A 24,363-nucleotide genomic window follows, 5' to 3' on the forward strand; every position below is an offset into this window, starting at 1 on the left:
CTGGCTCCCTCAGTTCGCGAGCGGCGCGGTCAGCGCAGCCTGGTTGCGGGCGAAGAATTCAAGCCCGCGGCGGATCGTGCCCACCACGGCGCGCGGCGTGATCGTGGCGCCGGAGAACTGGTCGAAAATGCCGCCGTCGCGCTTCACCTTCCAGCCGTCGGGCGTCGGGTCGGAGAGCGACCGGCCGGTGAAGCCCTCGATCCAGTCGGTCTTCGCCAGTTCGATCTTGTCGCCAAGGCCGGGGGTTTCGGCATGCGAGAGCACGCGCACGCCCAGAAGCGTGCCATCGGGGGCAACCCCGATCAGCACCCGGATCGCGCCGGAATAGCCGTAGCCAGTCAGCTCGAAGGCAGTGCCGGTGACGGTGCCCGCCTTCGCCGCGATATGGACGGAGACCGGGCCCTCGGCGGCGTCCGTCACCGTGCGCATGTCGGTGGCGGGGCTGTTGTCATAAAGGCTTGCGGGCAGCACCTGCGCGAGCGAGGCAGCAAGGTCATCGGCACCGCGCGCGGCAATCGGCGCCTCGGTCGCCTGATCGGCCCAGGCGAGCAGCCCGGCGGTGACGAGCGAGAACAGCCCGAGCATCAGCCCATGCGCGAGGGGCGAGGATTTGATCCAGCTTTTGCGCGGTTTTTCGGCGGGCTCGGTCATGCCTTGGCTCCCGTATCCTTGGCGGAACGTTTCGGCTTGGCGATCGGCAGCGGTTTGCCGGTCCGGGTGCGCCCGAACACACGCGGGCGGACATAGGTTTCAATGAGCGGCGTGCAGGCGTTCATCAAGAGCACCGCAAAGGCCACGCCCTCGGGGAAGGAGCCCCAGGTGCGGATCACGAAAATGAGCGCGCCGATGCCGATGCCGTAAAGCATCTTGCCGAGCGCCGAGACCGGCGAGGTGACGTAATCGGTGGCGATGAAGAAGGCGCAGAGCATCGTCGAGCCGGAGGTCAGATGCAGGATTGGCGGTGCGAAGCGGTCGGGCGCGAGGCTCGAGGCAATGGCGGAGAGCGCGGCGATCGTGCCGAGAACCGAGAGCGGGATGGCAAGCGTGATGATGCGCATGAAGACGAGCGCGAGGCCGCCCAAAAGGATCAGCACGGTCGAGGTTTCACCCATGCTGCCCGGCACGAGCCCGATCAGCCGCGCCTTGAGGTCGGCCAGATCGGGCGTGATCGCGCCCATTGAGGCGCCCGCGCCAAGCTGGCTCTTGATATGGCTCAGCGTCGAGGCGGAGGAGACGGCGTCAAACTCGGTCGAGCCGGCAAAGGTGATGGCGAGCGAATGGACAAAGCCCGGCCCGTCAAACAGGCCCACGGGCGGCACCCATGTCGTCATTTGCACCGGAAGCGCGATCAGCAGCATGGCGCGGGCGACCATCGCCGGGTTGAAGAGGTTTTGCCCGAGCCCGCCAAAGAGATGTTTGGCGATGACAATGGCGATGCCGGAGCCGATCACGCCGACCCACCAGGGCGCATAGGGCGGCAGCGTCATCGCGACGAGCCAGCCCGACAGGAGCGCCGAGCCATCGCGGGCAAATTGGCCGAGCGGCTTGCCCGCGACCCAAAGGCACGCAAGCTCAAAGAGATAGGCCGACAAAACGGTGACGCAGAACAGAAACACCGCCGGCCAGCCGAACTGGTAAAGGCCAAAGAACGTGGCGGGAGCGAGGGCCAGCACCACCGCCAGCATCGTGCGCGACACGGTGAAGACGGTATGGGTATGCGGTGCGGCCAGAAGCGGTTGCGCGGTCACGGATTGGCCTCCCCCTGGGCTGTGGCGGCTGTTGCGGCGGCGGCCGCCGCCTTGGCGGCATCGGCCTTTTTCTTGGCGTCCATCTCGGCCTTGCGCTTGGCCATCGCCTGACGCTTCGCCTCGGCAATCGCCTCTTCGCGGGCCTGCCGCGCGGCGGCGAGGCGTTTGGTTTCCTCGGCCTGATGCTTGCGGCTTTGCTTTTCGGCGAGCTTGCCCTTGGCAAAGTGGAAGGTCTGCACGAGCGAGATATTGGCCGGGCAGTTGTAGGAGCAGCAGCCGCAGGTCAGGCAATCCATCAGCCCGATCTTGGCGGCGCCGTCGAGATCATCGGCCTGAATGCGCGCGTTCATCTCGAAGGGCGTCAGGCCCACCGGGCAGCCTTGCACACAGCGCCCGCAGCGGATGCAGGGCATCACCTCGTTGCCGGGGGTCTCGGCGCGGGTCAGCGCGAGGATGCCGTTCGAGCCCTTCACAATCGGCACGCGGCGGTTGGCGATCGGCTGGCCCATCATCGGCCCGCCCAGAAGCAGCCGGTCAGGCTCTTCGACAAAGCCGCCGCAATGGGCGATCACTTCGGAGACCGGCGTGCCCAGAAGCACCTTGACGTTGGCGGGGCGTTTGATGCCGCGCCCCGAAACGGTGACGATGCGGGTGATCAGCGGCTCGCCGTAGCGCACCGCGTTGTGCACCGCATGCGCGGTGGCGACGTTATGGACCACCACGCCAAGATCGGCGGTGAGGGCGCGGGCGGGCGTTTCCTTGCCGGTGAGCAGGCGCACAAGGTGCTTTTCCGAGCCCATCGGATATTGCGTCGGCACCACCTTCACCTGGAAAGTATAGTCGAGCGCGCGATTGTAGCGGCTCATCGCATCAATGGCTTGCGGCTTGTTCGACTCGATCGCGACGATGATCTGCTTCACGCCCAAGGCGCGGCCCATGATGCCGATGCCGTCGGCGATCTCTTCGGCGCGCTCACGCATCAGCCGGTCGTCGCAGGTGAGGTAAGGCTCGCATTCCGCGCCGTTGATGACGAGCGTGTGCAGGTCGTATTTGGCGCGCAGATTGAGCTTCACCGCCGAGGGGAAGGTGGCGCCGCCCATGCCGACGATGCCGGCTTCCGCCACCTGCGCGGCGATTTCTTCGGGCGTCGCATTCTCGGGGCGGATGCGGGGCAGGTGCGGGCCCCAGGTGTCTTCGCCATCGGGGCGGATGGTGATCGTTGGCACCGGCAGGCCGGAGGGGTGGGGGGCGGTGAAATGGCCCACCGCGATCACCCGGCCCGAGGTGGGCGCATGGATATTGGCCGAAACCGGCCCGCGCGCCTTGGCGATGAGCTGGCCCTTGAGCACGTAATCGTCGCGCTGCACCACGGGCTCCGCCTCGGCGCCGATATGCTGTTGCAGGGGCAGGCGGATCAGGGTCGGGATCGGCATCGTCTCGATCTCGGATTCCGAGCTCAGATATTTGCGCGGATCGGGGTGCACGCCCTTGAAGGAGAAGAGTTGCGAGGGCCGAAACAGAGTGCCGAGAGTGGGCAGAACGCTCATGCTGCTTGCTCCGTTCTGGCGGCGTCACGCCGCGGTTCGGGTTTGTCCCAGTACCATTGCCGCAGCGACTTCGGCTTGACGCGCTTGACGATCGCCTCGGTCGGGCAGACCTCGATGCAGGCGTCGCAGCCGGTGCAGGCATCGGTGATGACGGTGTGGATCTGCCGGTTCGCGCCGATGATGGCGTCGGTCGGGCAGCGCTTGAAGCATTTGGTGCAGCCGGTGCAGTGGTCTTCGAAGATGAAGGCGACCATCGGCTCGGTTTCGGCCATGCCCGCAAGCGAGACCCCGCCGCCGCCGCAATCGATCTCCTGCACCACTTCGGCGAGCGCCAGCGCCACGTCGCGCCCGCCGGGGGTGCAGGCGGTGACGGGGGCGGAGCCCTCGGCCATCGCCTCGGCAAGGCCGTGGCAGCCGGGGTAGCCGCAGGCGCCGCAATTGGTGCCCGGCAGGATCGCGTCGATCGCATCGACCACCGGCGGCGCCTCCACATGGAAGCGGCGCGCGGCGAAGCCCAGCATCAGCCCGAGCCCAAGCCCGAGGGCAGACATCGCTCCGACGGCTTCAATCATCTTTCTCTCTCCTCTGGGGCGGCGGTTGCGGGGCAGGGGATCAGTTCGGAACGAGACCGGCGAAGCCCATGAAGGCCATCGACAGAAGCCCCGCCGAGACGAAGGCGATCGGCGCGCCCTTGAAGGGGCCGGGCACGGCAAGTTGCGCCATGCGCTCGCGCATGCCCGCAAAGATCACCAAAACGATGGTGAAGCCCGCCGCCGAGCCAAAGCCGTAAAGCAGGCTCGAGGCGAGGCCGTGGCCCTCCTGAATGTTCAGAAGCGCCACGCCGAGCACGGCGCAGTTCGTGGTGATCAGCGGCAGGTAGATGCCAAGCGAGCGGTGCAGCCCGGGCGAGAGCTTGCGCAGCACCGTCTCGATGAATTGCACGATTGCGGCGATCACGAGAATGAGGCTCAGGATGCGCAGATAGCCGAGGTCGAGCGGTTCAAGCACCAGCGTCTCGACCATCCAGCTCGCGCCCGCGGCCAGCGTCAGCACGAAGGTGGTGGCGAGCCCCATGCCGATTGCGGCATCGGTCTTGCGCGACACGCCCATGAACGGGCAAAGGCCGAGGAACTTCACCAGAACCACGTTGTTCACCAGCGCCGTGCTGAGCAGGATCAGGAAGAAATCGTGCATCTGGGTCTCCGCCTCGGGGATGGCCCGCCGGATCGCGGGACTGCCTGGGGTTGATGAAGCAAGGACCGTGCCAGCTGCGCCGGAAGCCGCCCTGCAAGTCCCGGTTCACGCTGCCGTGATGGCGGCCGGGGCGGGAGCGCCTCGGGTCGAAATTTCGGGGTCGGGCGGGCACTCATCAATCCTCCGCGCGCTCGCGCAGGGGCGGGTCGCGCGGGCGCGGGCGCGCTCGCGCGCGTGAGCGCAGGCCGCGCGCCCCTGCTTGTAGGCTTTGCTACAATTTGTCGGGGCTGCTCCATCACGGCTTCGGGAGCGCGGCTTTGCGACAAATCGGTAAACCGGGATGCGGGGCGGAACATGCGGCATGGCGTGCGCGGCCCGCCTTGCCGCAGCGGTCTCTGTGGTGCGCTGTCGCGGTGCGCTCTCCGGGCCGGAGGTGCGGGTGTCCGGACGGAGGTTGGCACGGTTCTTGCTTGATCCCTGGTGGCGGCCGTGGCTGCCTGCCGTTACCTCAGGAGCCTCTGTTGCCCTCCGAAGCCCTTCATCTGCGCCCCGCGGCGCCCCGCACGACCGGCCCCGAAGGGGCGGTGCCCGTGGCCCATGGCGTGCACTGGATCGGCGCGCTCGATCCGGGGCTGCGCAGCTTCGACGTGATCCTGAAAACCGCGAATGGCACCACCTACAATTCCTACCTCGTGCGGGGCACCGAGGGCGTGGCGGTGATCGACACGGTGAAGGCCGAGTTTGCGCCCGCCTTTTTTGAGCGGCTTGAGGCGGTCGCGCGCTATGACGAGATCCGTTACATCGTGCTCAACCATCTTGAGCCCGACCATACCGGCGCGGTGCCCGAACTGATCCGCCGCGCGCCGCAGGCCGAAATCCTTCTCTCCCCGCGCGGCCTGCCGATGCTGCGCGCGCTGCTGGGCGAGGCCTTTGCCACGGCGCAGGTGAAGCCCGTCACCACCGGACATGCGGTTTCGCTCGGCAATCGCAGCCTTGCCTTCTTCAACACCCCCTATGTGCACTGGCCCGATACGCAATGCACCTGGCTGCCGGAAGAGCGAGTGCTCTTCACCTGCGACCTCTTTGGCAGCCATTTCTGCGACGGGCGGCTGTTCGAGGACCGGGTGGACGATTTCCGCCATGCCTTCGACAATTACTTCGACCGGATCATGCGTCCGTTCCGCAGCTTCGTGATTTCGGCGCTCGATCTGATCGAGCCCTTGGATTTTGCCATGATCGCCCCCGCGCATGGCCCGATCTTGCGGGCCGCCCCGCGCGACTGGCTCGCCCGCACTCGTGCGCTGGCCACCCCGCGCACGAAGGCGGAGACCGCCGAAAAGGTGCTGCTCATTTTCTATGTCTCGGCTTATGGCGCGACGGCCCAGCTTGCGCAGGCGATCCATGACGGCGCCGAGGAAGAGGAGGGCGTGCGGGTCTCCCTCTTTGATCTCGAAGGCGCCGATATCGGCCCCTTCCTCGATCTGATCGAGGAGGCCGACGGGCTCGCCATCGGCACGCCCACGATCAACGGCGATGCCGTGCGCACGGTCTGGGACTTGCTCGCCCGCCTCGTCGATATCGAGACCCGGGGCAAGATGGGCGCGGCCTTCGGCTCTTACGGCTGGTCGGGTGAGGCAGTCCGCCTCGTTGAAACCCGGCTGCAAGGGCTCAAGATGCGTCTGCCCGAACCGGGGCTGCGGGTGAAGCTGCATCCCTCGGACGAGGAGCTGGAAGAGGGCCGCGCCTTTGGCCGTCGCCTTGCCCAGCAACTGACCGGCCGCGCCCCCCCGCGCGAGATCGACTTTGCAGAACTCGCCGCCCGCTGAACAGAAACCCCAGGAATTCCAAAGGCAAAACCCAGAGGACAGAGCATGGAAAAGGCGACACTGACCTTCACCGATGTTGCGATCACCGTCAATGTGCCCCCCGGAACGCGCATCATCGAGATGTCGGAAAAGGTCGGCTCGGGCATCACCTACGGCTGCCGTGAAGGCGAATGCGGCACCTGCCTGACGCATGTGCTCGAAGGCGCCGAGAATCTCTCCGAACCGTCTGCGCTCGAAATGCGGGTGCTGTCGGAAAACCTTGCCGGCAGCGACGATCGGCTCGCTTGCCAGTGCCGTATCCTTGGCGGCAACGTCAAGGTCCGCCCGGGCTGACCCCGGGCCCTCCCTCACCCACCGCAAGCGCCGCTTGCATATTCAGGCAAGGAAAGGACACTCCCATGGCCATGAAGATCGACCCGACCCTCTGCACTTCCTGCGGCGATTGCGAGCCGCAATGCCCGACCGAGGCGATCTCGCCGAAGAAGGGCGTTTATGCCATCAACCCCGATCTGTGCAACGAATGCGAAGGCGAGCACGACCTGCCGCAATGCATCGCGACCTGCATGGAAGACGGTTGCATCACGCCGATCGAGGCCTGAGATGAGCGGCTGCGCCCCCGCAGGACGGCCTGACCCGATGGCCGGGGACATTGTGCCCCGCGCTCTGGTCGAGCGGCTGCGGGTGGTCGCGGTCGGGCCGGAACGGCTCACCGTTCTGGCCGATCGCGCCGCGGGCTGCGCCGCCTGTGCCGCGCGCAAGGGCTGCGGCACCGGCGCGCTGGCGCAACTCTCGCGCCCGCAACTTCTGGAAATCGACCGGCCGGCGGGCCTCGAGATCCGCCCGGGAGACGAGGTCGAGGTGGAGATGGGCGGGAACGCGTTTCTCGCCGCGGCGGGGCTTGCCTATCTGCTTCCCGCGCTCGCGCTCGTGGCGGGGGTGTCGCTCGCCTCCGGGCTCGGGCTGGGCGATCTGGGTGCGGGGCTCGCCGGGCTTTTCGCGCTCGGGCTCGGTTTCGTGCCGGTCGCGCTGATCGAGCGCCGTCGCCGCGGCGCCTCGGATCTGCGCGCGGTGGCGGTATTTGCGCCGGAAGCGCCCGCGTGCTGCAAATGAGACCGCGCGGCGCGCTCGCCCGCGCTGCGCTGGCACTTGCCGCCGGGCTGGCGCTGGCGGGCGGGATGCGTGCCCTGCGCCCCGTGCCCGATGTGAGCGAGTCGCTCTATCTCTTTGGCACGATGGTCGAAATCGAGATCCACGGGGCCGAGGCGGCAAAGGCGCGCGCCGCCATTGCCGCGGTCGATGCGCATCTCGAAAAACTGCATCACGACTGGCATGCTTGGCGACCGGGGGAGCTGGAAAGCCTCAATGCGGCGATCGCCGCGGGCGAGAGCTTCACCGTCGATGCGCCGATGGCGGCAGTGTTGGCGCAGGGCAAGGCGCTTTCCTGCGCCTCGGACGGGCTTTTCGACCCCGCGATCGGCGCGCTGGTCGAGGCCTGGGGCTTTCATGCCGACACGCTTCCCGAGGGGGATCCGCCGTCCGGGGGGGAGATTGCACGCCTCGTGGCCGCTCATCCGCGGATGACCGATCTCAAAATTGCCGGGCAGGAGGTGCGCTCGACCAATCCCGCGGTGCAGCTTGATCTGGGGGCCTATGCCAAGGGTGCGGCGCTCGATCTGGCCGAGGCAGATCTGCGCGCGGCGGGCATTACCGATGCCGTGCTCAATGCGGGCGGCGGGGTGCAGGTGATGGGAAGCCACGGCGCACGGCCCTGGCGCGTGGCGATCCGCGATCCCTTTGCCTGGGGGGTGGTGGCGGCGCTCGAGCTGCGCCCCGGGGAGGCGCTGCATACATCCGGAAATTATGAGCGTTACCTTGATGCCGGGGGGGTGCGGTTCTCCCATATCCTTGATCCGCGCACGGGGCGGCCGGTCACCGATATCGTCTCGGTTTCGGTGCTGGCGCAAAACGGCGCGCTGGCCGATGCCGCCGCCACCGCGCTCAGCGTTGCGGGCCTCGCCGACTGGCCGCGCATTGCCGCCGGGATGGGGGTAGAGAACGTTCTGATGATCACCGGGGAGGGGAAAATGGTCGCCACCCCCGCGATGCGGGCGCGACTCACCCCGGTGGGGGATGATTTTCCGGCGCCGATCAGACTTGTTGATCTGCCCGCGGTTTCCGCACCGCGCTGCGATTGAAGGCGTCCGGCTGACAAAAGGCGCTGGCATGGCCCTTGCTGGGGCGCTTTGCGGGGGGCAGCCCCCGACGATCACGAGAGAGTGACGACAACAAGGAGACAGCGATGCCGAACATTACCTTCAGCGCACCGATTATGAAGAAGGACAAGACGATCTATGCCGTCGCGGGCAATACCTCGACGATCCTTGCGCTGGCGAAAGAACATGACATCCCGATCCCGTTTGAATGCGGTGACGGCGATTGCGGTTCGTGCCTGATCGAAGTAACTGCTCTGGGCGACAAGCCGCTGATGGGCATGGCGCTGACCGAAAAGGAAAAGGCGCGGCTCAAGGAGTTGCAGATGATCTCTCCCGCGGAGCTTGAGCAGGCGGAAGTGAACGACACGCCGCCGCGGTTCCGCCTCGCCTGCCAGTTCATTCCGCGTGACGAGGATGTGCTGGTGAGCTTCACCGGCACGCCCGGCGGCTCTGCCTGAAAAGATCCGGCGCGCCGCCTCCCCGGCGCGCCGGCCAACGCCCCGATCGAGGACCAAGATGAAAACCAATTCCCGACTGCCCGACGTGATTTTCCACACCCGCGTGCGCGACGAGAGCGTGGGCGGGCCGAACCCCTACCGCTGGCAGGACATGACCACGGCGGATTATTTTGCCGGAAAGCGCGTGGTGCTGTTCGCGCTGCCGGGCGCCTTCACGCCGACCTGCTCGACCTATCAGCTGCCGGGCTTCGAAAAGGGCTTTGGCGAGTTCGCCGCCAAGGGGATCGACGCGATCTATTGCCTGTCGGTCAACGACAGCTTCGTGATGAACCAATGGGCGAAAGCCCAGGGGCTTTCGAATGTGAAAGTGATCCCGGATGGCTCGGGCGAGTTCACCCGCCGCATGGGGATGCTGGTGCGCAAGGACAACCTGGGCTTCGGGTTGCGCTCGTGGCGTTATGCGGCGGTGGTGACGGACGGGGTGATCGAGGCCTGGTTCGAGGAGCCTGGCCTGATGGACAATTGCCCCGAGGATCCCTATGGCGTCTCGAGCCCGGAAAATGTGCTTGCCTATCTGAGCCAGGCGCAAGCGGCCTGAAAGCAGGTCTGCTGGATCCGAAAGACTGCAGGGCCCCGCTCCGGCGGGGCTTTTGCTTGGGAGCGGGCAGGAGCCGCTTCTGGTTTCGCCGCGCAGGCGCGGCGACCCGCCGGGGGGGCTTCGCCCCCCGGACCCCCCAGCCGCGCAGGACATCGAGGATCGGAACCAATCGGCGGATCGAAAAAGACGAAACCCGGAGCGCTGAGGGCGCCCCGGGCTTGCGGCCATCCGGTCAGTGGTGCGGTTGAGAAGACTCGAACTTCCACGGGAGTTACCCCACAGCGACCTCAACGCTGCGCGTCTACCAATTCCGCCACAACCGCACGTTCTGACTTGGTGAGCGGGGATTTAGCGGAGCCCGCGGAGAATGAAAAGACCCATTTTGACGCAATCTGCAATTCGGCACGATTTTTTTGTGACTTCCGGGATCGGGGGAAGGGCACGCGTTCGCGCTGCGCGCCGGGGGGGCTTGGGGGGAGGCCGGGGGCCGGGGGCACAGCCCCCGGCCCCCGGCCTCCCCCCAAGCGGGTCGCTTCGGCTCTGCCGAAGCGAAAGTTGCGTGCAAAATGTGGCGTTGCGCATCGGAGCCGACAAATTGTCGGGTCTGCTCCAAACCCTACAATTCTATCAATGATATGATTTTAAATGATAATATTGACTTTTGGGACTTGGCACACTCCCTGCTGAATAGGCTGTGAGCGCGGTCGCGCACCGTCTCGACCCCAGATGAATGCACAACCCCAAGGGAGCCAGACCAATGAGCCAACTCCGTCAGATCGCCTTCTACGGCAAAGGTGGTATCGGTAAATCCACCACCTCGCAAAACACCCTCGCCGCGCTGGTCGAGATGGGTCAAAAGATCCTGATCGTCGGCTGCGACCCCAAGGCGGACTCCACCCGCCTGATCCTCAACACCAAGCTGCAAGACACCGTGCTGCACCTCGCCGCCGAAGCCGGCTCGGTGGAAGACCTCGAAGTCGAAGACGTGGTGAAAATCGGCTACAAAGGCATCAAATGCACCGAAGCCGGTGGCCCGGAGCCGGGCGTGGGCTGCGCCGGCCGCGGCGTGATCACCGCGATCAACTTCCTCGAAGAAAACGGCGCCTATGACGACGTGGACTACGTCTCCTACGACGTGCTCGGCGACGTGGTCTGCGGCGGCTTCGCGATGCCGATCCGGGAAAACAAAGCCCAAGAGATCTACATCGTCATGTCCGGCGAGATGATGGCGCTCTACGCCGCCAACAACATCGCCAAGGGCATTCTGAAATATGCGAACTCCGGCGGTGTGCGCCTTGGCGGGCTGATCTGCAACGAACGCAAGACCGACCGCGAACTCGAACTCGCGGAAGCTCTCGCCGCCAAACTCGGCTGCAAGATGATCCACTTCGTGCCGCGCAACAACGTGGTGCAACATGCAGAGCTGCGTCGTGAAACCGTGATCCAATACGATCCGACCTGCCAGCAAGCGCAAGAATACCGCGAACTGGCCCGCAAGATCCACGAGAACTCGGGCAAGGGCGTGATCCCGACCCCGATCACCATGGAAGAACTCGAGCAGATGCTGCTCGACTTCGGCATCATGCAATCGGAAGAAGATCGCGAAAAGCAAATCGCCGAAATGGAAGCCAAGATGAAGGCCTGAGGCCGATCTTGACGGGGCGGGCGCTGATGCGCCCGCCCGACCTCCCCAACAAGCCCAATGAAACGCCAGTGAGAGGAGTGCCAAAAGGATGGCCAAAGATCACGTGAGCGGCCCGGAAGACCTCGAGAACCTGATCAAGGAAGTGCTCGAAGCCTATCCCGCGAAAGCCCAGAAAAAACGCGCCAAGCACCTGTCGGTGACGACCGCGACCGACGAAGAGCCCGATGCGGTCACCGGCATCGCCTCGAAATGCGACTCGACCAAATCGAACATCAAATCCGTTCCGGGCGTGATGACGATCCGCGGTTGCGCCTACGCCGGTTCGAAAGGCGTGGTCTGGGGTCCGATCAAGGACATGGTCCACATCTCGCACGGCCCGGTCGGCTGCGGCCAGTATTCGTGGAGCCAGCGCCGCAACCTCTACACCGGCACCACCGGCGTGGACAGCTTCGTGACGATGCAGTTCACCACCGACTTCCAGGAAAAAGACATCGTTTTCGGCGGTGACAAGAAACTGGAAAAAACCATCGACGAGATCAACGAACTGTTCCCGCTGGCGAATGGCGTGACGATCCAGTCGGAATGCCCGATCGGCCTGATCGGGGACGACATCGAAGCCGTTTCGAAAAAGAAAAACAAAGACATCGGCAAAACTATCGTGCCGGTGCGCTGCGAGGGCTTCCGCGGTGTGAGCCAATCGCTCGGCCACCACATTGCCAACGACGCGATCCGCGACTGGGTCATCGAAGCGGGCGAGAGCGAAGCGAAGAAGAGCTACGAGCCCGGCCCCTACGACGTCAACATCATCGGTGACTACAACATCGGTGGCGACGCCTGGGCCTCGCGCATGCTGCTTGAGGAAATGGGCCTGAACGTGGTCGGCTGCTGGTCGGGTGATGCGACGCTGGCGGAAATGGAACGCGCGCCGAAAGCGCGTCTGAACCTGATCCACTGCTACCGCTCGATGAACTACATCTGCCGCTACATGGAAGAGAAGTATTCGATCGGCTGGATGGAATACAACTTCTTCGGCCCGACCCAGATCGCCGCCTCGCTCCGCGCCATCGCCGCGAAGTTCGACGCCTCGATCCAGGAAAAAGCGGAAGCCGTGATCGCCAAATACCAACCGCTCGTCGATGCGGTTCTGGCGAAATACAAGCCGCGCCTCGAAGGCAAGTCGGTCATGCTTTATGTCGGCGGCCTGCGTCCGCGCCACGTCGTCACCGCTTATGACGACCTCGGCATGGTGATCGCCGGCACGGGCTACGAATTTGCCCACAACGACGACTACAAACGCACCGGTCACTACGTCAAGGAAGGCACGCTGATCTATGACGACGTGACCGGCTACGAGCTCGAGAAGTTCATCGAGAAGATCCGCCCCGACCTCGTCGGCTCGGGCATCAAGGAGAAATATCCGGTGCAGAAGATGGGCATCCCGTTCCGTCAAATGCACTCGTGGGATTACTCCGGCCCGTACCACGGCTACGACGGGTTCGCGATCTTCGCGCGCGACATGGACATGGCCGTGAACAACCCCGTCTGGGGCCTGTTCAACGCGCCCTGGGACACCCCGGCCGTCGCGGCCGAGTGATCCTCTCCTGAGCTTGCGGGGGGCGACCCGCCCCCCATCCCTCCCTCCTGTTGGCCACGTCCCGGAATGCGGACGGCCCATGAAAGGAAAGACCCATGCCCCAGTCGGCAGATAAGGTGCTCGACCATTCGAAGCTCTTCTTTGAGCCCGAATACAAGGAAATGCTCGCCAACAAAAAAGCGGTTTTCGAATGCGGCCACACCGCCGAAACCGTTCATCAGATTGGCGACTGGACCAAATCCTGGGAATATCGCGAAAAGAACCTTGCCCGCGAAGCGGTGACGATCAACCCGGCGAAAGCCTGCCAGCCCGTCGGCGCGGTGTTCGCGGCGCAAGGCTATGAGGGCACGCTGCCCTTCGTGCATGGTTCGCAAGGCTGCGTGGCCTACTACCGCTCGCACCTCTCGCGCCACTTCAAAGAGCCGTCGGCGGCGGTGTCCTCGTCGATGACCGAAGATGCGGCCGTGTTCGGCGGTCTGACCAACATGGTCGAGGGCCTCGCCAACGCCTATGCGCTCTACAAGCCGAAAATGATCGCCGTTTCGACCACCTGCATGGCCGAAGTGATCGGCGACGACCTCAACTCCTTCATCATCCAGTCGAAGGAAAAAGGCTCGGTTCCGGAAGATTTCCCGGTGCCCTTCGCGCATACCCCGGCCTTTGTCGGCTCGCATGTCGACGGCTACGACAACGCGCAAAAAGGCTTCCTCGAACTGTTCTGGAACGGTGCCGAGCGTCAAGCGGACGAAAGCCTCAACATCATCCCGGGCTTTGACGGCTATGCGGTTGCCAACAACCGTGAAATCAAGCGCATGCTCGACCTGATGGGCGTGGGCTTCACCTTCCTTGGCGATGTGTCGGAAGTTTATGACACCCCCTCGGACGGCACCTACCGGATGTATGCCGGCGGCACCAAGCTGGAAGACCTCAAAGCCGCGGTCAACGCCAAGGCGACGCTCTCGATGCAGGAATACTGCTCGCCCAAAACGCTCGAATATGTTGAGAAAACCGGCCAGGAAACCGCCGTGTTCAACTATCCGATGGGCGTGTCGGCGACCGACAACTTCCTGATGAAAGTCTCTGCCCTCACCGGCAAGGCGATCCCGGATGCGCTGAAACTGGAGCGCGGCCGCCTTGTCGACGCCATCGCCGACAGCCAAGCCTACCTCCACGGCAAGACCTTCGCGATCTTCGGCGACCCGGACTTCGTGCTCGGCATGGCGAAGTTCATCATGGAGATGGGCGGCGAGCCGATCCATTGCCTTGCCACCAACGGCGGCAAGAAATGGGCCAAGCAAATGGACGAAGTGCTGAAAGCCTCGCCGTTTGGTCAAAAAGCCCAAGTCTGGGCTGGCAAAGACCTGTGGCACATGCGCTCCTTCCTGAACACCGAACCGACCGACTTCCTGATCGGCTCGTCCTACGGGAAATACCTTGAGCGTGACACCGGCGTGCCGCTGATCCGCCTGACCTTCCCGATCTTCGACCGCCACCACCACCACCGCTTCCCGACCTGGGGCTACCAGGGCGGCCTGACGGTCCTCGTGAAGATCCTCGACGCGATCTTCCTCAAGGCCGATCAGGATGCGGGCAAGGTCGGCGAGACCGACATGAGCTTCGACCTGACCCGCTAAGGGATCAGTACGAAAACAGGGGCCGGCGGGAGATCCGCCGGCCCTTTGCTTTGCGCAATGTCGTTATGAAGTTTGGCTGCATGTCGTGAACCCGACAAAACGACAAAAATCGGGCCAAGTCGAAAAATCACGACAGGGCAGTGGCTTGGCGGGCATTTTGCAGTGTGAAAAACTTGGCACGCTCCTTGCTTGATGGTTCGTAACAGGGGAGCGCATCATGTCCGAAGCCTTGAAGACCAAAGTTGCCGAAGTCCTGAACGAGCCGGGCTGCGCCACCAATACGGCGAAATCGGACGGCGCGCGCAAGAAGGGCTGCACCAAGCAGCTGACCCCCGGCGCCGCGGCAGGCGGCTGTGCCTTTGACGGCGCGATGATCACGCTGCAACCGATCACCGATGTCGCCCACCTCGTTCATGCACCGCTCGCCTGCTGGGGCAATGGCTGGGACAACCGCTCCTCCGCCTCTTCGGGCTCGGATCTCTACCGCAAGGGCTTCACCACCGATCTGAGCGAGCTCGACATCGTCATGGGGCATGGCGAGAAAAAGCTCTTCCGCGCCATCCATGAGGTGATCAAGGAGCAATCCCCCGCCGCGGTTTTTGTTTACGCCACCTGCGTCACCGCGCTGGTGGGCGACGATATCGAGGCGGTGTGCAAGGCCGCCACGGCGAAATGGGGCACGCCCTGTATTCCGGTCAATGTGCCGGGTTTCGTGGGCTCCAAGAACCTCGGCAACAAGCTTGGCGGCGAGGCCCTGCTCGATCATGTCATCGGCACGATCGAGCCAGAAACGACAACGCCTTATGACATCAACATCATCGGCGATTTCAACCTGTCGGGCGAGCAATGGCAGGTGAAGCCGCTGCTCGACAAGCTCGGCATCCGCATCCTTGGTTCGATCTCGGGCGATGCGCGCTACCGCCAGATCGCGCAGATGCACCGCGCCAAGGCCACGATGCTCGTGTGTTCGCAGGCGCTCGTGAATGTCGCGCGCAAGATGCAGGAGCGCTGGGGCGTGCCCTATTTCGAGGGGTCGTTCTACGGCATCGCCGACACCTCCGAGGCTTTGCGCAAGATCTGCGGGCTTTTGGTGGAGCAGGGCGCGGATATCGAGCTCTTGGGCCGCTGCGAGGCGTTGATTGCCGAGGAAGAGGCAAAGACCTGGGCGGCGCTGGAGCCCTACCGCCCCCGTGTCGCGGGCAAAAGGGTGCTGCTCTACACCGGCGGGCACAAGACCTGGTCGGTGGTGGCGGCGCTGCAGGAGCTGGGCATGGAGGTGGTGGGCACCTCGATGCGCAAGGCCACGCAAAACGACCGCGCCCGCGTTGTCGAGATCATGGGCGATGCGAGCCACATGTATGAGAACATGGCCCCGCGCGAGATGTATGACGCGCTTGCCGCCGCCAAGGCCGATGTGCTGCTGTCGGGCGGGCGCAGCCAGTTCGTGGCGCTCAAGGCGCGCATGCCCTGGGTCGATGTGAACCAGGAAAAGCATGAGCCCTATGCGGGTTACGTGGGCATGGTCGATCTGGTGCGCGCCATCGACCGCTCGGTGAACAACCCGATCTGGGCCGAGCTGCGCGACCCCGCCCCCTGGGAGACCCCGCTCACCGGCGGCGTGGTGCTGCCCGCCCCCAAGGGCGCCTGCCCGGTGACCAACATGAAGGGCGCCGAGCGCGCGCCGACGTTGCTGCCGCAAGTTGCCGCCGCGCCGCTGGCCGCCGCTGCCGCGCCCGAAGCGGGCCTGCTGGACGGGCTCGCCAATTCCCCCACCGATTTCGAGGATGACTGAGATGGCCGCCCTGACCCATCCGCGCCGTGCGCTTTCCACCAACCCTTTGAAATCCTCCGCCCCCCTCGGTGCGGCACTGGCCTATCTCGGCATCGAACGTGCGGTGCCGCTCTTTCATGGCGCGCAGGGCTGCACCGCCTTTGGTATGGTGCATCTGGTGCGCCATTTCAAAGAGGCGATCCCGCTGCAGACGACCGCGATGAACGAGATCACCACGATCCTCGGCGGCTCCGATCAGCTTGAGCAAGCGATTGAAAACCTGCGCAAACGTGCGAGCCCGAAGTTTATCGGCATCGCCTCCACCGCGCTCACGGAAACCCGCGGCGAAGATGTGGCGGGCGAATTGCGCGAGATGCTGGCGCGGCGCAAAGATTTTGCCGAGACCAAGGTGGTTTATGCCGCGACGCCCGATTTTGATGGCGGGCTGCAGGACGGCTGGACCAAGGCGGTCGAGGCGATCTTGAGCGCGCTCGTGCCGGTGACGCCCGCACCTGACCCGGATCTGCGGCAGGTGACGCTGCTCACCGGATCCCATCTCACCCCCGCAGAGATCGACGAACTGGTGCGCCTCATCCGCGCCTTTGGTCTCAACCCGCTGGTTCTGCCCGATATTTCTACCTCGCTCGATGGCCATCTGGCGGAGGACTGGTCCGGCTGTTCGCTGGGCGGCACGCCCATCGACCGGATCGCCGATGTCACCCGCTCCGCCTTTACGCTGGCCGTGGGCGAGCAGATGCGCGGCGCCGCGCAGATCATCGAAGAAAAGGCCTCGGTGCCCTACCGCGTTTTTCCCTCGCTGACCGGGCTCAAGGCGGTCGATGCTTTCGTGCGGGTCTTGATGGAGCTTTCGGGCACGCAGACGCCGCCGCCCTCGGTCGAGCGCGACCGGTCCCGGCTGGCCGATGCGATGCTGGACGCGCATTTCTTTACCGGCGGGCTCAAAGTGGCGATCGGCGCCGACCCGGATCTGATGTTCGCGCTTTCCACCACGCTCAACCAGATGGGCGCGGAGATCGTCACCGCCGTCACCACCTCGCAGCACAGCCCGCTGATCGAAAAGATGCCCTGCGACGAGGTGATCCTCGGCGATCTGGGCGATTTCGAGCGCGGGGCCAAGGCCGCGGGCGCGCAGATCCTGCTCACCAACAGCTATGGCCGGATGGCGGCGGATGCGCTGCACCTGCCGTTCGTGCGCGTGGGCTTTCCGGTCTTTGACCGGATCGGCGCGCAGGATGCCTGCCGCGTCGGCTATCGCGGCACCCGCGCGTTCCTTTTTGAGATCGCCAATGCCGTGCAATCGGTTCACCACACCCCCCGTCCGGAAGATTTCGGCGCAACCCCCCTGCCTGAGGAGTTTTCACATGTCCCGCACCCTGCGTCTTGTTGAGCCCGAGGCTGGCCCCGCGCCCGGCGAGAAGCCGTTGCGCGTGGCCATTGCCTCGAATGACCTTGAAACCCTCGACGCCCATTTCGGCTCGGCGAGCAAGATTGTCGTGTTCGATATCTGGCGCACCGGCGCGCGCTTTGTCGAAGTGCACGAGTTTTCCAATGCGACCGAGCAATCGGGCAAGCATGACGATATCGACGACCGGATCGCGCCCAAGGTCGAGGCGCTGACCGGATGCGCGCTTGTGTTCGCGCTCGCCATCGGCGGGCCCTCGGCCGCGCGCGTGGTCAAGATTGGCTGCCATCCGATCAAGCGCAAGGAGCCCGAGCCGATCACCGCGGTGATCGCGCAGGTGCAAGAAATGCTCTCGGGCAGCCCGCCGCCCTTCCTGCGCAAAATCCTCGGCACCTATCACAAGCCGGATTTCGCCGCCGATTTCGACGAAGAGGAAAACGCCTGATGGACACTGCGACCGAAGCGCCGCCCGAGATCCCGCGTGGGGGTGAGATGGTGGAAAGCCCGTTCCTGACCCAACTCGTCGCGGTGATCCGCGCCGAGGATTCGCACGGGCAATGGGACATGAAGAGCGACGTTGACCTCCTGGAAGAGTTCATCGTCACCAAGGAAGAGCGCCGCGAGATGCCGATCACCGGCGATCCGGAGCCCGAGCTGATCTGGCGTCTCACCCGGTTTTATGACGCGGTCGGGCTGATGGTGGAAAAGCGCACCGGCTGCATGGCTACGCAGATGCAGAAAATGCACCACGAGGGCTTTGGCCGGGTGGTGCTGATTGCGGGGCGGCTGGTGGTGGTGTCCAAGCATCTGCGCGACGTGCACCGGTTCGGCTTTGAAACCTGGGCGAAGCTTGCTGAAGCGGGCGACAAGCTCGTCGACGAGGCGGTGAAACTCGTGGAGCAATTCCCCGAAGCGGCCCGCGCATGATCCAGATCCCGCCGCTCAAGCCCAAGCGCAAGCCGCGTGTGATCGAACCCGTCAAACTGCACCCCTCGCGCGGGCGCACGGCGCTCTCGCGCTGGCTGCGCGAAGCCCCGCCCAAACCCAAGAGCAAGGACTGAACATGAGCCTTCAAGACATGAGCCTCGAAGAGCTGGAAGCCCACGCCAAAAAGCTGTCGATGCGCGCGACCAACGCGAAGATGGAGCTGCATGATCTGTCGGAGGAGCTGCCGACAGATTGGCAGAAGATCCCCGATGTCGCGCAGCAAACCTTTGAAATTTATCGAGATCTGGATGCAGCCCGCAAGGCGATCAAAATCGCCAAGCAAGCCAAGGAGTAAAACCGAATGTCGACTGTTGCCTATACGCGCGGGGGCGCGGAATATACCCCCGTTTACCTCATGTCGATCGATGCGGAAAAGTGCATCGGCTGCGGGCGCTGCTTCAAGGTTTGCGGTCGCGATGTGATGAGCCTTTACGGCGTGACCGAGGATGGCGACATCGTCAAGCCGGGCACCGAGGAATGGGATGACGTCGAGGACGAGATCGTGAAAAAAGTGATGCAGATGTCGGAAGCCGACAATTGCATCGGTTGCGGCGCCTGCGCGCGGGTTTGCCCCTCGGAGTGCCAGACCCATGCGGCCCTGTCCTGAGACCTGCAGCGCCCCTGCTTCCCCCGCGCCTCTGGCGGCGGGGGAGGCCGATTACGCCTGCATCCTCGGTCATGCGATGGCCGAGCGCGCGGCGGGGCAGGGGCCCTTGACCGAACGGCTCGGGCTTTCGGGCGCCGATCTCGCGGCCTTGCGCGATCTCTTCGTGCCGGGGCTTGAGCTTCCCGATCTGGACCGGCCCGCGCCGGTTGCAAGCGCCGAGGAACAGGCGATCACGCTCCTGATCCTGTGGCGCGCGGGGGTGGCGACACCGCAGGCGCGCTGGCTGGCGATGATTTTGGCGCGCCGCGCACAGGAAACGCGCCATCTGTGGGAGGATCTGGGCCTGCCGTCGCGCGCGCATCTGGGCGCGCTCATCCGGCGCGAGCTGCCGGGCCTTGCGGCGGCAAACCACCAGAACATGCGCTGGAAAAAATTCTTCTACCGGCAGATTTGCGCGGATGCGGCCTTCTCGCTCTGCCTCTCGCCCTCTTGCGACGAATGCGACGAACGGGCCGCCTGTTTTGCCCCCGATTGATCTGAAATCCTTGCTCGCGGGCGCCGCTTCCGCGCGCTCGCGCCCCTATGAGAGCGCCGAGGCGATTGCGCGCGCGCTCGAGGCCGCGCCCGAGGATGTCGAGGTCCGCCTCGCCGCCTATCGCTTCCATTTTTACGGTCATGATTACACGGCGGCGCTGCCGCAGGCCGAGGCGATCTTGCGCCTTGCCGCGCGGCGGCTCAACATCGCCACCGATTGGCAGGCGGTGGGCGCTGCGGACGCCGATTTTACCGCCCATGACTTTGCGCCTGGCCTCTATCTGCAAGCGCTTGTCGGCATCGGCTATTGCGCGGTGCGGATGGGCGAGGCCGATCTGGCCCGCGCCGTGCTGACAAAGGCCAGAGCGCTTGATCCGACGGACCGTTTTGGCGGCGCCTGGCTGCTTGATCGCTTCGAGGCGGGCGAAGACGCGGACCTCTGAGCCCGCGCTGTCGGCCACTTGGCCCGATTTTTGTCGCAAGCCCCACAATGTCGGCCCGAAACTTGCATCAAACCGCGCAGGGAAGGGGCCGAAACTTGGCACGCTTCTTGCTGTATCTCTGATGAGCCCCGGCCCACAGGCCAGACACGGGCCCGGACCACAGGAGAGCATCATGATTGATATCACCGAACCTGCCCAATCCGCGATCAAGGCCGCCATCGACGGCGCGGGCCAGCCCGTCGCGGGGCTGCGCCTGATGGTGCAATCGGGGGGCTGCGCGGGGCTCAAATACGGCATGGCGCTGGAGCTTGAAGCCCAGCCCGACGACGAGGTGGTGAGCTTTGGCGATGTGACCGTGCTGATCGACCCGTCGAGCCGCGAGCATCTGACCGGCGCCAAGATCGACTTTGTCACCAATGTCGAAGGCTCCGGCTTCGTGTTCGACAACCCCAACGCCAAGAACAGCTGCGGCTGCGGCAAATCCTTCTGCTGAGGAGCGCGCGATGTTCGATTATTCCGACAAGGTGAAGGAATATTTCTTCCAGCCCCGCAACGCGGGCGTGCTCGAAGATGCCAATGCCGTGGGGGAGGCGGGCTCGCTTGCCGGTGGCGATGCGCTCAAGCTCATGCTGCGCATCAACCCGCTTTCGGAAATGATCGAAGAGGCGCGGTTCCTCAGCCATGGCGGCGGCTCGATGATCGCCTGTTCCTCGGCGCTGACGGAGCTGGTGCGCGGCAAATCGGTCGATGCGGCCTCGCGCCTGACCCCGGCCGATATTGCCGAGTTCCTCGACGGGCTGCCGCCCGAGAAGATGCATTGCACGGAAAGCGGCGCGAAGGCGCTGGCCGCGGCGATTGCCGCCTTCCGCGGCGAAACGCCCGTGGCGCCCGAACGCCGCCCGGCGCAGCCCGCGCTTGTGACCATCGCCGTGCCGCCAAAGCCGCGCCGCGCCGCGCCGCCTGCCGCCGCCGCCATGGCCGCGCGGCAAGCGGGCGCCGCGCCGGGAATGACGCTGCGCGAGCTGATTGCCAAGAACAACCCGCTCGCCGCGATGGCAGAAGCGGAAGAGACCGGCCCGGTCGAGCCCGTGAGCGAGACCGATGCCGAGGCCATTTCCCGCATCATCACCGAGATGCGCCCGGTGTTCCAGCGCGACAAGGGCGATATCGAGCTGCTGGACATCAAGGGTCGTCAGGTCTTTGTCCGGCTCTCGGGCACCTGCGCAAGCTGCATGATGGCCAGTCAGACGCTTGCCGGGGTGCAAAAACGGATCATGGAAACCCTCGGTCGGCCGTTCCGGCTGATCCCCTCCACCGCCCGCGCCTGAGAGAGCAATGACCCATCCCGCCGCCGCCCCCCGCATCTATCTTGACAACAACGCCACCACCCGGGTTGCGGATGAGGCGCTGGCGGCGATGTGGCCGCTTTACACCGAGAGCTACGGCAATGCCTCTTCGGCGCATGGCTTTGGCGCCGAGGCGGCGGCGGGCCTGCGGGCGGCACGCAAGGCGCTGGCGGCGCTGATCGGGGCGGAGAGCGAGGCGGAGATTGTCTTCACTTCGGGCGGCACCGAGGCGAACACCACCGCGATCCGCGCGGCCCTCGCCGTGCAGGAGGGGCGGCGCGAGATCGTCACCTCCATGGTCGAACACCCCGCCATCTTGCAGCTTTGCGACGCGCTTGAGAAATATGAGGGCGTGAAGGTGCACCGCATCCCCGTTGACGGGGAAGGGCGGCTTGAGATCGACGCCTACCGCGCCGCGCTTTCGGACCGGGTGGCCGTTGTCAGCCTGATGTGGGCGAACAACGAGACCGGCGTGCTCTTCCCCGTCGAGGGTCTGGCAGAGCTGGCGCATGACTTTGGCGCGCTCTTTCATACCGATGCGGTGCAAGCGGTCGGCAAGACCCCCGTCGATGTGCGCGCCGCGGGCGTCGACATGCTCTCGCTTTCGGCCCACAAGTTTCATGGGCCAAAGGGCGTGGGCGCGCTTTACCTCAAGAAAAACACGCCGTTTCAGCCGCTTCTGCGCGGTGGCAAGCAAGAGCGCGGGCGCCGGGCGGGCACGGAAAACGCCCCCGGAATCACCGGCGCGGGCAAGGCGGCCGAGCTTGCCGCCGCCCATATGGCCGCGGATGTGGCGCGCATCGCCGGGCTGCGTGACCGGCTTGAGGCGGGCATTCTGGAGGCTGTGCCGCATGTTCGCGTGCTCGGCGACCGGCGCGACCGGCTCGCCAATACGCTCTGCCTCGCCTTTGATCTCGTCGAGGGCGAAGGCATCGTGATGAAGCTTGACCGCGCGGGCATCGCCGCCTCGACGGGCTCGGCCTGCGCCTCGGGCGCGGTGGAGCCGAGCCATGTGATCCGTGCCATGGGCGTGCCCTTCACCGCCGCCCATGGGGCGGTGCGGCTCTCGCTTTCGCGCCTCACCACTGAAGACGAGATCGCCCGCGTGTTGGAGATCTTGCCGCCGATCGTGGCCGATCTGCGCGCGCTCTCCCCCTTCTGGTCGGACAACGGCCCCAACCTGCCGGGCCTCGCGCCCGCCTCGCTCCAGGAGATCTGAAATGCTCCATGCGCGCCCCCTCACGCCCCATACGCTTGCGCTGTGTGACACCACCTTGCGCGATGGCGAACAGACCGCGGGCGTGGCCTTCTCGCTGTCCGAAAAGCGCGCCATCGCGCGCGCGCTCGACCGCGCCGGGGTGGCCGAGATCGAGGTAGGTATCGCCGCGATGGGCTGGGCCGAAGTGGCCGAGATCCGCGCCGTGATGGCCGAAATTTCCCGCGCCGCGCCGGTGGTCTGGTGCCGGCTGCGCATGGGCGATCTCGACATGGCGCAGAAAACTGGCACAAAACGGGTGCATTTTGCCGCCCCCACCTCGACCGCGCAGCTCGAAGGCAAGCTCCGCGTCGACCGGGACTGGATCCTGCGCGAAACGGCAGAACTGGTCTATTGCGCGACGACACGCGGGCTTGAGGTTTCGGTTGGCGCCGAGGATGCGAGCCGCACCGACCCGGAATTTCTTGTCCGCCTCGCCGAGGTGGCAAAGGCGGCGGGGGCGATCCGCTTTCGCGTCGCCGATACGCTCGGGCTTCTCGACCCGCTCGGCGCCTATCGGCTGATCAGCCACCTTGCGGCCCGGATCGCGCTGCCGATCGAGATGCATGCCCATAACGATTTTGGCATGGCGACGGCGAATACGATCATGGCGGCCCATGCCGGGGCCACGCATCTTTCGGTCACGGTGAACGGGCTTGGCGAGCGCGCGGGCAATGCCGCGCTCGAAGAGGTGAGCGCCGCGCTGGAGGCGGGGGCCATCGGCACCGGCATCGACCTCACCGCGTTGCAGCCGCTTTCCGACATTGTCGCAAAAGCCTCGGGCCGCGCGCTTCCGGTGCAAAAGCCGATCACCGGCGCGCTGGTCTTTGCACATGAAAGCGGCATCCATGTCGATGCGATCCTGAAGCGCGCCGACACCTATGAAGATCCGCGCTGCGCACCGGCCCGTTTTGGCCGCGAGCGCCAGATCGTGATCGGCAAGCATTCGGGCGCCGCGGGCCTTTGCGCCGCGCTCGCGACCGCGGGCCTGCCCGCCACACCCGAGATGGCCGCCCGGCTCAAGCCGCTTTTGCGCGCCCATGCCATTCGCACCAAACGTCCCGCCAGCCCCGAAGATCTGCGCCGCATGGTGGCGCGGCTCGCCCGCAGCCAGCCCACGACCTGAGGAGAGAGAGATGACCCCGCAACCCCAAAGCCCCACGCTCGAGGCGCTTTCGCGCCTCTCCTCTGCCGAGGACATGTTCGCCCATCTGGGCCTTGAGCCCGACCGCCACATCCTCAATGTGGCGCGGCTCCACATCATGAAGCGCTTTGGCACCTATCTGCGCGAGACCGATTTCTCGGGCCATTCCGAAGAGGAGGTGCTCGCGCTGACCCGAGAGGCGCTTTCCCGGGCGCATGATGATTTTGTCGCCTCCACGCCGCTCGCGGAAAAGGTGTTCAAAGTGTTCGAAACCCAGGCCGCGCGGCAGGCCAACAAGTTTGTCGGGCTCGACAGCCTGAAAATCGTGCAGCGCTGAGCGGAGGGGCGCCCGGAATTTCCGCGCGCCAGACAGATCCGCCGCTTATTTGCGCAATT

Annotated in this window: 29 protein-coding genes and 1 tRNA gene; 24 read left to right on the top strand and 6 right to left on the bottom strand. The window is 65.2% G+C overall.

The window, feature by feature from the left end:
* Positions 1-9: 9 nt before the first annotated feature.
* From rsxG to rsxA, 5 genes are read right to left on the bottom strand one after another with little or no spacing between them, the layout of a single operon-like run.
* Positions 10-651, bottom strand: coding sequence for an electron transport complex subunit RsxG (gene rsxG / locus CRO22_RS10150; protein ID WP_097070034.1), 642 nt, complete (start codon positions 649-651; stop codon positions 10-12).
* Positions 648-1,748, bottom strand: coding sequence for an RnfABCDGE type electron transport complex subunit D (locus tag CRO22_RS10155; protein ID WP_097070035.1), 1,101 nt, complete (start codon positions 1,746-1,748; stop codon positions 648-650). The genes rsxG and CRO22_RS10155 overlap by 4 nt, the downstream gene beginning before the upstream one ends.
* A complete protein-coding gene (rsxC, locus tag CRO22_RS10160; RefSeq protein ID WP_097070036.1) occupies positions 1,745-3,295 on the bottom strand; it encodes an electron transport complex subunit RsxC in 1,551 nt (516 codons plus the stop codon). The genes CRO22_RS10155 and rsxC overlap by 4 nt, the downstream gene beginning before the upstream one ends.
* The gene (locus CRO22_RS10165; protein WP_097070037.1) at positions 3,292-3,867 is read right to left on the bottom strand and encodes an RnfABCDGE type electron transport complex subunit B; all 576 of its coding nucleotides are present in this window, start codon (positions 3,865-3,867) and stop codon (positions 3,292-3,294) included. The genes rsxC and CRO22_RS10165 overlap by 4 nt, the downstream gene beginning before the upstream one ends.
* A 40-nt stretch (positions 3,868-3,907) precedes the next feature.
* Entirely contained in the window at positions 3,908-4,489 is a 582-nt protein-coding gene (gene rsxA, locus CRO22_RS10170; RefSeq protein ID WP_097070038.1) for an electron transport complex subunit RsxA, read from the bottom strand.
* A gap of 542 nt (positions 4,490-5,031) precedes the next feature.
* On the opposite strand from rsxA, the gene CRO22_RS10175 reads away from it, so the two are divergent.
* From CRO22_RS10175 to CRO22_RS10205, 7 genes are all read left to right on the top strand, one after another.
* Positions 5,032-6,315: an FprA family A-type flavoprotein gene (locus tag CRO22_RS10175; protein ID WP_097070136.1), complete on the top strand. Its 1,284-nt coding sequence runs from the start codon at positions 5,032-5,034 to the stop codon at positions 6,313-6,315.
* A gap of 45 nt (positions 6,316-6,360) precedes the next feature.
* A complete protein-coding gene (gene fdxC / locus CRO22_RS10180; protein WP_097070039.1) occupies positions 6,361-6,648 on the top strand; it encodes a ferredoxin FdxC in 288 nt (95 codons plus the stop codon).
* A gap of 65 nt (positions 6,649-6,713) precedes the next feature.
* A complete protein-coding gene (locus CRO22_RS10185; protein WP_097070040.1) occupies positions 6,714-6,914 on the top strand; it encodes a 4Fe-4S binding protein in 201 nt (66 codons plus the stop codon).
* Positions 6,915-6,951: 37 nt separating this feature from the next.
* A complete protein-coding gene (locus CRO22_RS10190; protein WP_176518611.1) occupies positions 6,952-7,425 on the top strand; it encodes a SoxR reducing system RseC family protein in 474 nt (157 codons plus the stop codon).
* Positions 7,422-8,510: an FAD:protein FMN transferase gene (locus CRO22_RS10195; RefSeq protein ID WP_245860946.1), complete on the top strand. Its 1,089-nt coding sequence runs from the start codon at positions 7,422-7,424 to the stop codon at positions 8,508-8,510. Before CRO22_RS10190 ends, CRO22_RS10195 begins: the two co-directional genes overlap by 4 nt.
* 104 nt (positions 8,511-8,614) lie before the next feature.
* Positions 8,615-8,986, top strand: coding sequence for a ferredoxin FdxD (gene fdxD, locus CRO22_RS10200; RefSeq protein ID WP_097070042.1), 372 nt, complete (start codon positions 8,615-8,617; stop codon positions 8,984-8,986).
* 58 nt (positions 8,987-9,044) lie between these two features.
* Positions 9,045-9,584, top strand: coding sequence for a peroxiredoxin (locus CRO22_RS10205; RefSeq protein WP_097070043.1), 540 nt, complete (start codon positions 9,045-9,047; stop codon positions 9,582-9,584).
* Between the two features lie 236 nt (positions 9,585-9,820).
* Here CRO22_RS10205 and CRO22_RS10210 read toward each other — a convergent pair.
* Positions 9,821-9,907: transfer RNA gene (locus CRO22_RS10210), tRNA-Leu, on the bottom strand.
* Positions 9,908-10,341: 434 nt separating this feature from the next.
* Here CRO22_RS10210 and nifH point away from each other — a divergent pair.
* The 17 genes from nifH to nifW all read left to right on the top strand — a co-directional run bounded on the left by nifH (position 10,342) and on the right by nifW (position 24,304).
* A complete protein-coding gene (nifH, locus tag CRO22_RS10215) occupies positions 10,342-11,229 on the top strand; it encodes a nitrogenase iron protein (protein WP_076485403.1) in 888 nt (295 codons plus the stop codon).
* An 88-nt stretch (positions 11,230-11,317) separates the two neighbouring features.
* Positions 11,318-12,823, top strand: a complete 1,506-nt coding sequence (gene nifD / locus CRO22_RS10220; RefSeq protein ID WP_097070044.1) for a nitrogenase molybdenum-iron protein alpha chain — start codon at positions 11,318-11,320, stop codon at positions 12,821-12,823.
* A 95-nt stretch (positions 12,824-12,918) separates the two neighbouring features.
* A complete protein-coding gene (gene nifK, locus CRO22_RS10225; protein ID WP_097070045.1) occupies positions 12,919-14,457 on the top strand; it encodes a nitrogenase molybdenum-iron protein subunit beta in 1,539 nt (512 codons plus the stop codon).
* 217 nt (positions 14,458-14,674) lie between these two features.
* Entirely contained in the window at positions 14,675-16,249 is a 1,575-nt protein-coding gene (gene nifE, locus CRO22_RS10230) for a nitrogenase iron-molybdenum cofactor biosynthesis protein NifE (RefSeq protein ID WP_097070046.1), read from the top strand.
* A gap of 1 nt (position 16,250) precedes the next feature.
* A complete protein-coding gene (gene nifN, locus CRO22_RS10235) occupies positions 16,251-17,636 on the top strand; it encodes a nitrogenase iron-molybdenum cofactor biosynthesis protein NifN (protein WP_097070047.1) in 1,386 nt (461 codons plus the stop codon).
* The gene (gene nifX / locus CRO22_RS10240) at positions 17,611-18,096 is read left to right on the top strand and encodes a nitrogen fixation protein NifX (protein WP_097070048.1); all 486 of its coding nucleotides are present in this window, start codon (positions 17,611-17,613) and stop codon (positions 18,094-18,096) included. The genes nifN and nifX overlap by 26 nt, the downstream gene beginning before the upstream one ends.
* Positions 18,096-18,578 carry a NifX-associated nitrogen fixation protein gene (locus CRO22_RS10245; RefSeq protein ID WP_097070049.1) on the top strand — a complete coding sequence of 161 codons (483 nt, stop codon included), beginning with the start codon at positions 18,096-18,098 and terminating at the stop codon, positions 18,576-18,578. Before nifX ends, CRO22_RS10245 begins: the two co-directional genes overlap by 1 nt.
* Positions 18,575-18,712 (top strand): hypothetical protein, encoded by a 138-nt coding sequence (locus CRO22_RS18855; protein ID WP_176518612.1) that lies wholly within the window; start codon positions 18,575-18,577, stop codon positions 18,710-18,712. The genes CRO22_RS10245 and CRO22_RS18855 overlap by 4 nt, the downstream gene beginning before the upstream one ends.
* A gap of 2 nt (positions 18,713-18,714) precedes the next feature.
* Positions 18,715-18,933: a CCE_0567 family metalloprotein gene (locus CRO22_RS10250; RefSeq protein ID WP_245860941.1), complete on the top strand. Its 219-nt coding sequence runs from the start codon at positions 18,715-18,717 to the stop codon at positions 18,931-18,933.
* Positions 18,934-18,939: 6 nt separating this feature from the next.
* A complete protein-coding gene (gene fdxB / locus CRO22_RS10255; RefSeq protein ID WP_097070050.1) occupies positions 18,940-19,245 on the top strand; it encodes a ferredoxin III, nif-specific in 306 nt (101 codons plus the stop codon).
* Positions 19,229-19,780 carry a nitrogen fixation protein NifQ gene (locus CRO22_RS10260; protein ID WP_097070051.1) on the top strand — a complete coding sequence of 184 codons (552 nt, stop codon included), beginning with the start codon at positions 19,229-19,231 and terminating at the stop codon, positions 19,778-19,780. The genes fdxB and CRO22_RS10260 overlap by 17 nt, the downstream gene beginning before the upstream one ends.
* On the top strand, positions 19,767-20,222 hold the full coding sequence (locus CRO22_RS10265) for a hypothetical protein (protein ID WP_097070052.1): 456 nt from the start codon (positions 19,767-19,769) through the stop codon (positions 20,220-20,222). The genes CRO22_RS10260 and CRO22_RS10265 overlap by 14 nt, the downstream gene beginning before the upstream one ends.
* Positions 20,223-20,394: 172 nt before the next feature.
* A complete protein-coding gene (locus CRO22_RS10270) occupies positions 20,395-20,715 on the top strand; it encodes an iron-sulfur cluster assembly accessory protein (protein ID WP_097070053.1) in 321 nt (106 codons plus the stop codon).
* A 10-nt stretch (positions 20,716-20,725) separates the two neighbouring features.
* Complete coding sequence (locus CRO22_RS10275; protein WP_097070054.1) at positions 20,726-21,550, top strand: iron-sulfur cluster assembly scaffold protein; 825 nt, start codon at positions 20,726-20,728, stop codon at positions 21,548-21,550.
* A 7-nt stretch (positions 21,551-21,557) separates the two neighbouring features.
* Positions 21,558-22,787: a cysteine desulfurase NifS gene (nifS, locus tag CRO22_RS10280; protein ID WP_097070055.1), complete on the top strand. Its 1,230-nt coding sequence runs from the start codon at positions 21,558-21,560 to the stop codon at positions 22,785-22,787.
* A gap of 1 nt (position 22,788) precedes the next feature.
* The gene (gene nifV / locus CRO22_RS10285) at positions 22,789-23,949 is read left to right on the top strand and encodes a homocitrate synthase (RefSeq protein ID WP_097070056.1); all 1,161 of its coding nucleotides are present in this window, start codon (positions 22,789-22,791) and stop codon (positions 23,947-23,949) included.
* Positions 23,950-23,959: 10 nt separating this feature from the next.
* Positions 23,960-24,304 (top strand): nitrogenase stabilizing/protective protein NifW, encoded by a 345-nt coding sequence (gene nifW, locus CRO22_RS10290; RefSeq protein WP_097070057.1) that lies wholly within the window; start codon positions 23,960-23,962, stop codon positions 24,302-24,304.
* Positions 24,305-24,363: the final 59 nt, after the last annotated feature.

The organism is Rhodobacter maris, from assembly GCF_900217815.1.
Lineage (GTDB): Bacteria > Pseudomonadota > Alphaproteobacteria > Rhodobacterales > Rhodobacteraceae > Rhodobacter > Rhodobacter maris.

Excerpts from the sequence above, each read along its gene's own strand:
- CRO22_RS10275 (WP_097070054.1), top strand. The coding sequence starts at position 20,726 with ATGTTCGATTATTCCGACAAGGTGAAGGAATATTTCTTCCAGCCCCGC.
- rsxC (WP_097070036.1), bottom strand. The coding sequence starts at position 3,295 with ATGAGCGTTCTGCCCACTCTCGGCACTCTGTTTCGGCCCTCGCAACTC.
- nifN (WP_097070047.1), top strand. The coding sequence starts at position 16,251 with ATGGCCGCCCTGACCCATCCGCGCCGTGCGCTTTCCACCAACCCTTTG.
- nifS (WP_097070055.1), top strand. The coding sequence starts at position 21,558 with ATGACCCATCCCGCCGCCGCCCCCCGCATCTATCTTGACAACAACGCC.
- CRO22_RS10270 (WP_097070053.1), top strand. The coding sequence starts at position 20,395 with ATGATTGATATCACCGAACCTGCCCAATCCGCGATCAAGGCCGCCATC.
- CRO22_RS10260 (WP_097070051.1), top strand. The coding sequence starts at position 19,229 with ATGCGGCCCTGTCCTGAGACCTGCAGCGCCCCTGCTTCCCCCGCGCCT.
- CRO22_RS10245 (WP_097070049.1), top strand. The coding sequence starts at position 18,096 with ATGGACACTGCGACCGAAGCGCCGCCCGAGATCCCGCGTGGGGGTGAG.
- CRO22_RS10190 (WP_176518611.1), top strand. The coding sequence starts at position 6,952 with ATGGCCGGGGACATTGTGCCCCGCGCTCTGGTCGAGCGGCTGCGGGTG.
- CRO22_RS18855 (WP_176518612.1), top strand. The coding sequence starts at position 18,575 with ATGATCCAGATCCCGCCGCTCAAGCCCAAGCGCAAGCCGCGTGTGATC.
- nifX (WP_097070048.1), top strand. The coding sequence starts at position 17,611 with ATGTCCCGCACCCTGCGTCTTGTTGAGCCCGAGGCTGGCCCCGCGCCC.
- CRO22_RS10250 (WP_245860941.1), top strand. The coding sequence starts at position 18,715 with ATGAGCCTTCAAGACATGAGCCTCGAAGAGCTGGAAGCCCACGCCAAA.
- rsxA (WP_097070038.1), bottom strand. The coding sequence starts at position 4,489 with ATGCACGATTTCTTCCTGATCCTGCTCAGCACGGCGCTGGTGAACAAC.
- nifD (WP_097070044.1), top strand. The coding sequence starts at position 11,318 with ATGGCCAAAGATCACGTGAGCGGCCCGGAAGACCTCGAGAACCTGATC.
- rsxG (WP_097070034.1), bottom strand. The coding sequence starts at position 651 with ATGACCGAGCCCGCCGAAAAACCGCGCAAAAGCTGGATCAAATCCTCG.
- CRO22_RS10165 (WP_097070037.1), bottom strand. The coding sequence starts at position 3,867 with ATGATTGAAGCCGTCGGAGCGATGTCTGCCCTCGGGCTTGGGCTCGGG.
- nifW (WP_097070057.1), top strand. The coding sequence starts at position 23,960 with ATGACCCCGCAACCCCAAAGCCCCACGCTCGAGGCGCTTTCGCGCCTC.
- fdxC (WP_097070039.1), top strand. The coding sequence starts at position 6,361 with ATGGAAAAGGCGACACTGACCTTCACCGATGTTGCGATCACCGTCAAT.
- nifE (WP_097070046.1), top strand. The coding sequence starts at position 14,675 with ATGTCCGAAGCCTTGAAGACCAAAGTTGCCGAAGTCCTGAACGAGCCG.
- CRO22_RS10205 (WP_097070043.1), top strand. The coding sequence starts at position 9,045 with ATGAAAACCAATTCCCGACTGCCCGACGTGATTTTCCACACCCGCGTG.
- nifV (WP_097070056.1), top strand. The coding sequence starts at position 22,789 with ATGCTCCATGCGCGCCCCCTCACGCCCCATACGCTTGCGCTGTGTGAC.
- CRO22_RS10185 (WP_097070040.1), top strand. The coding sequence starts at position 6,714 with ATGGCCATGAAGATCGACCCGACCCTCTGCACTTCCTGCGGCGATTGC.
- CRO22_RS10195 (WP_245860946.1), top strand. The coding sequence starts at position 7,422 with ATGAGACCGCGCGGCGCGCTCGCCCGCGCTGCGCTGGCACTTGCCGCC.
- fdxD (WP_097070042.1), top strand. The coding sequence starts at position 8,615 with ATGCCGAACATTACCTTCAGCGCACCGATTATGAAGAAGGACAAGACG.
- nifK (WP_097070045.1), top strand. The coding sequence starts at position 12,919 with ATGCCCCAGTCGGCAGATAAGGTGCTCGACCATTCGAAGCTCTTCTTT.
- nifH (WP_076485403.1), top strand. The coding sequence starts at position 10,342 with ATGAGCCAACTCCGTCAGATCGCCTTCTACGGCAAAGGTGGTATCGGT.
- fdxB (WP_097070050.1), top strand. The coding sequence starts at position 18,940 with ATGTCGACTGTTGCCTATACGCGCGGGGGCGCGGAATATACCCCCGTT.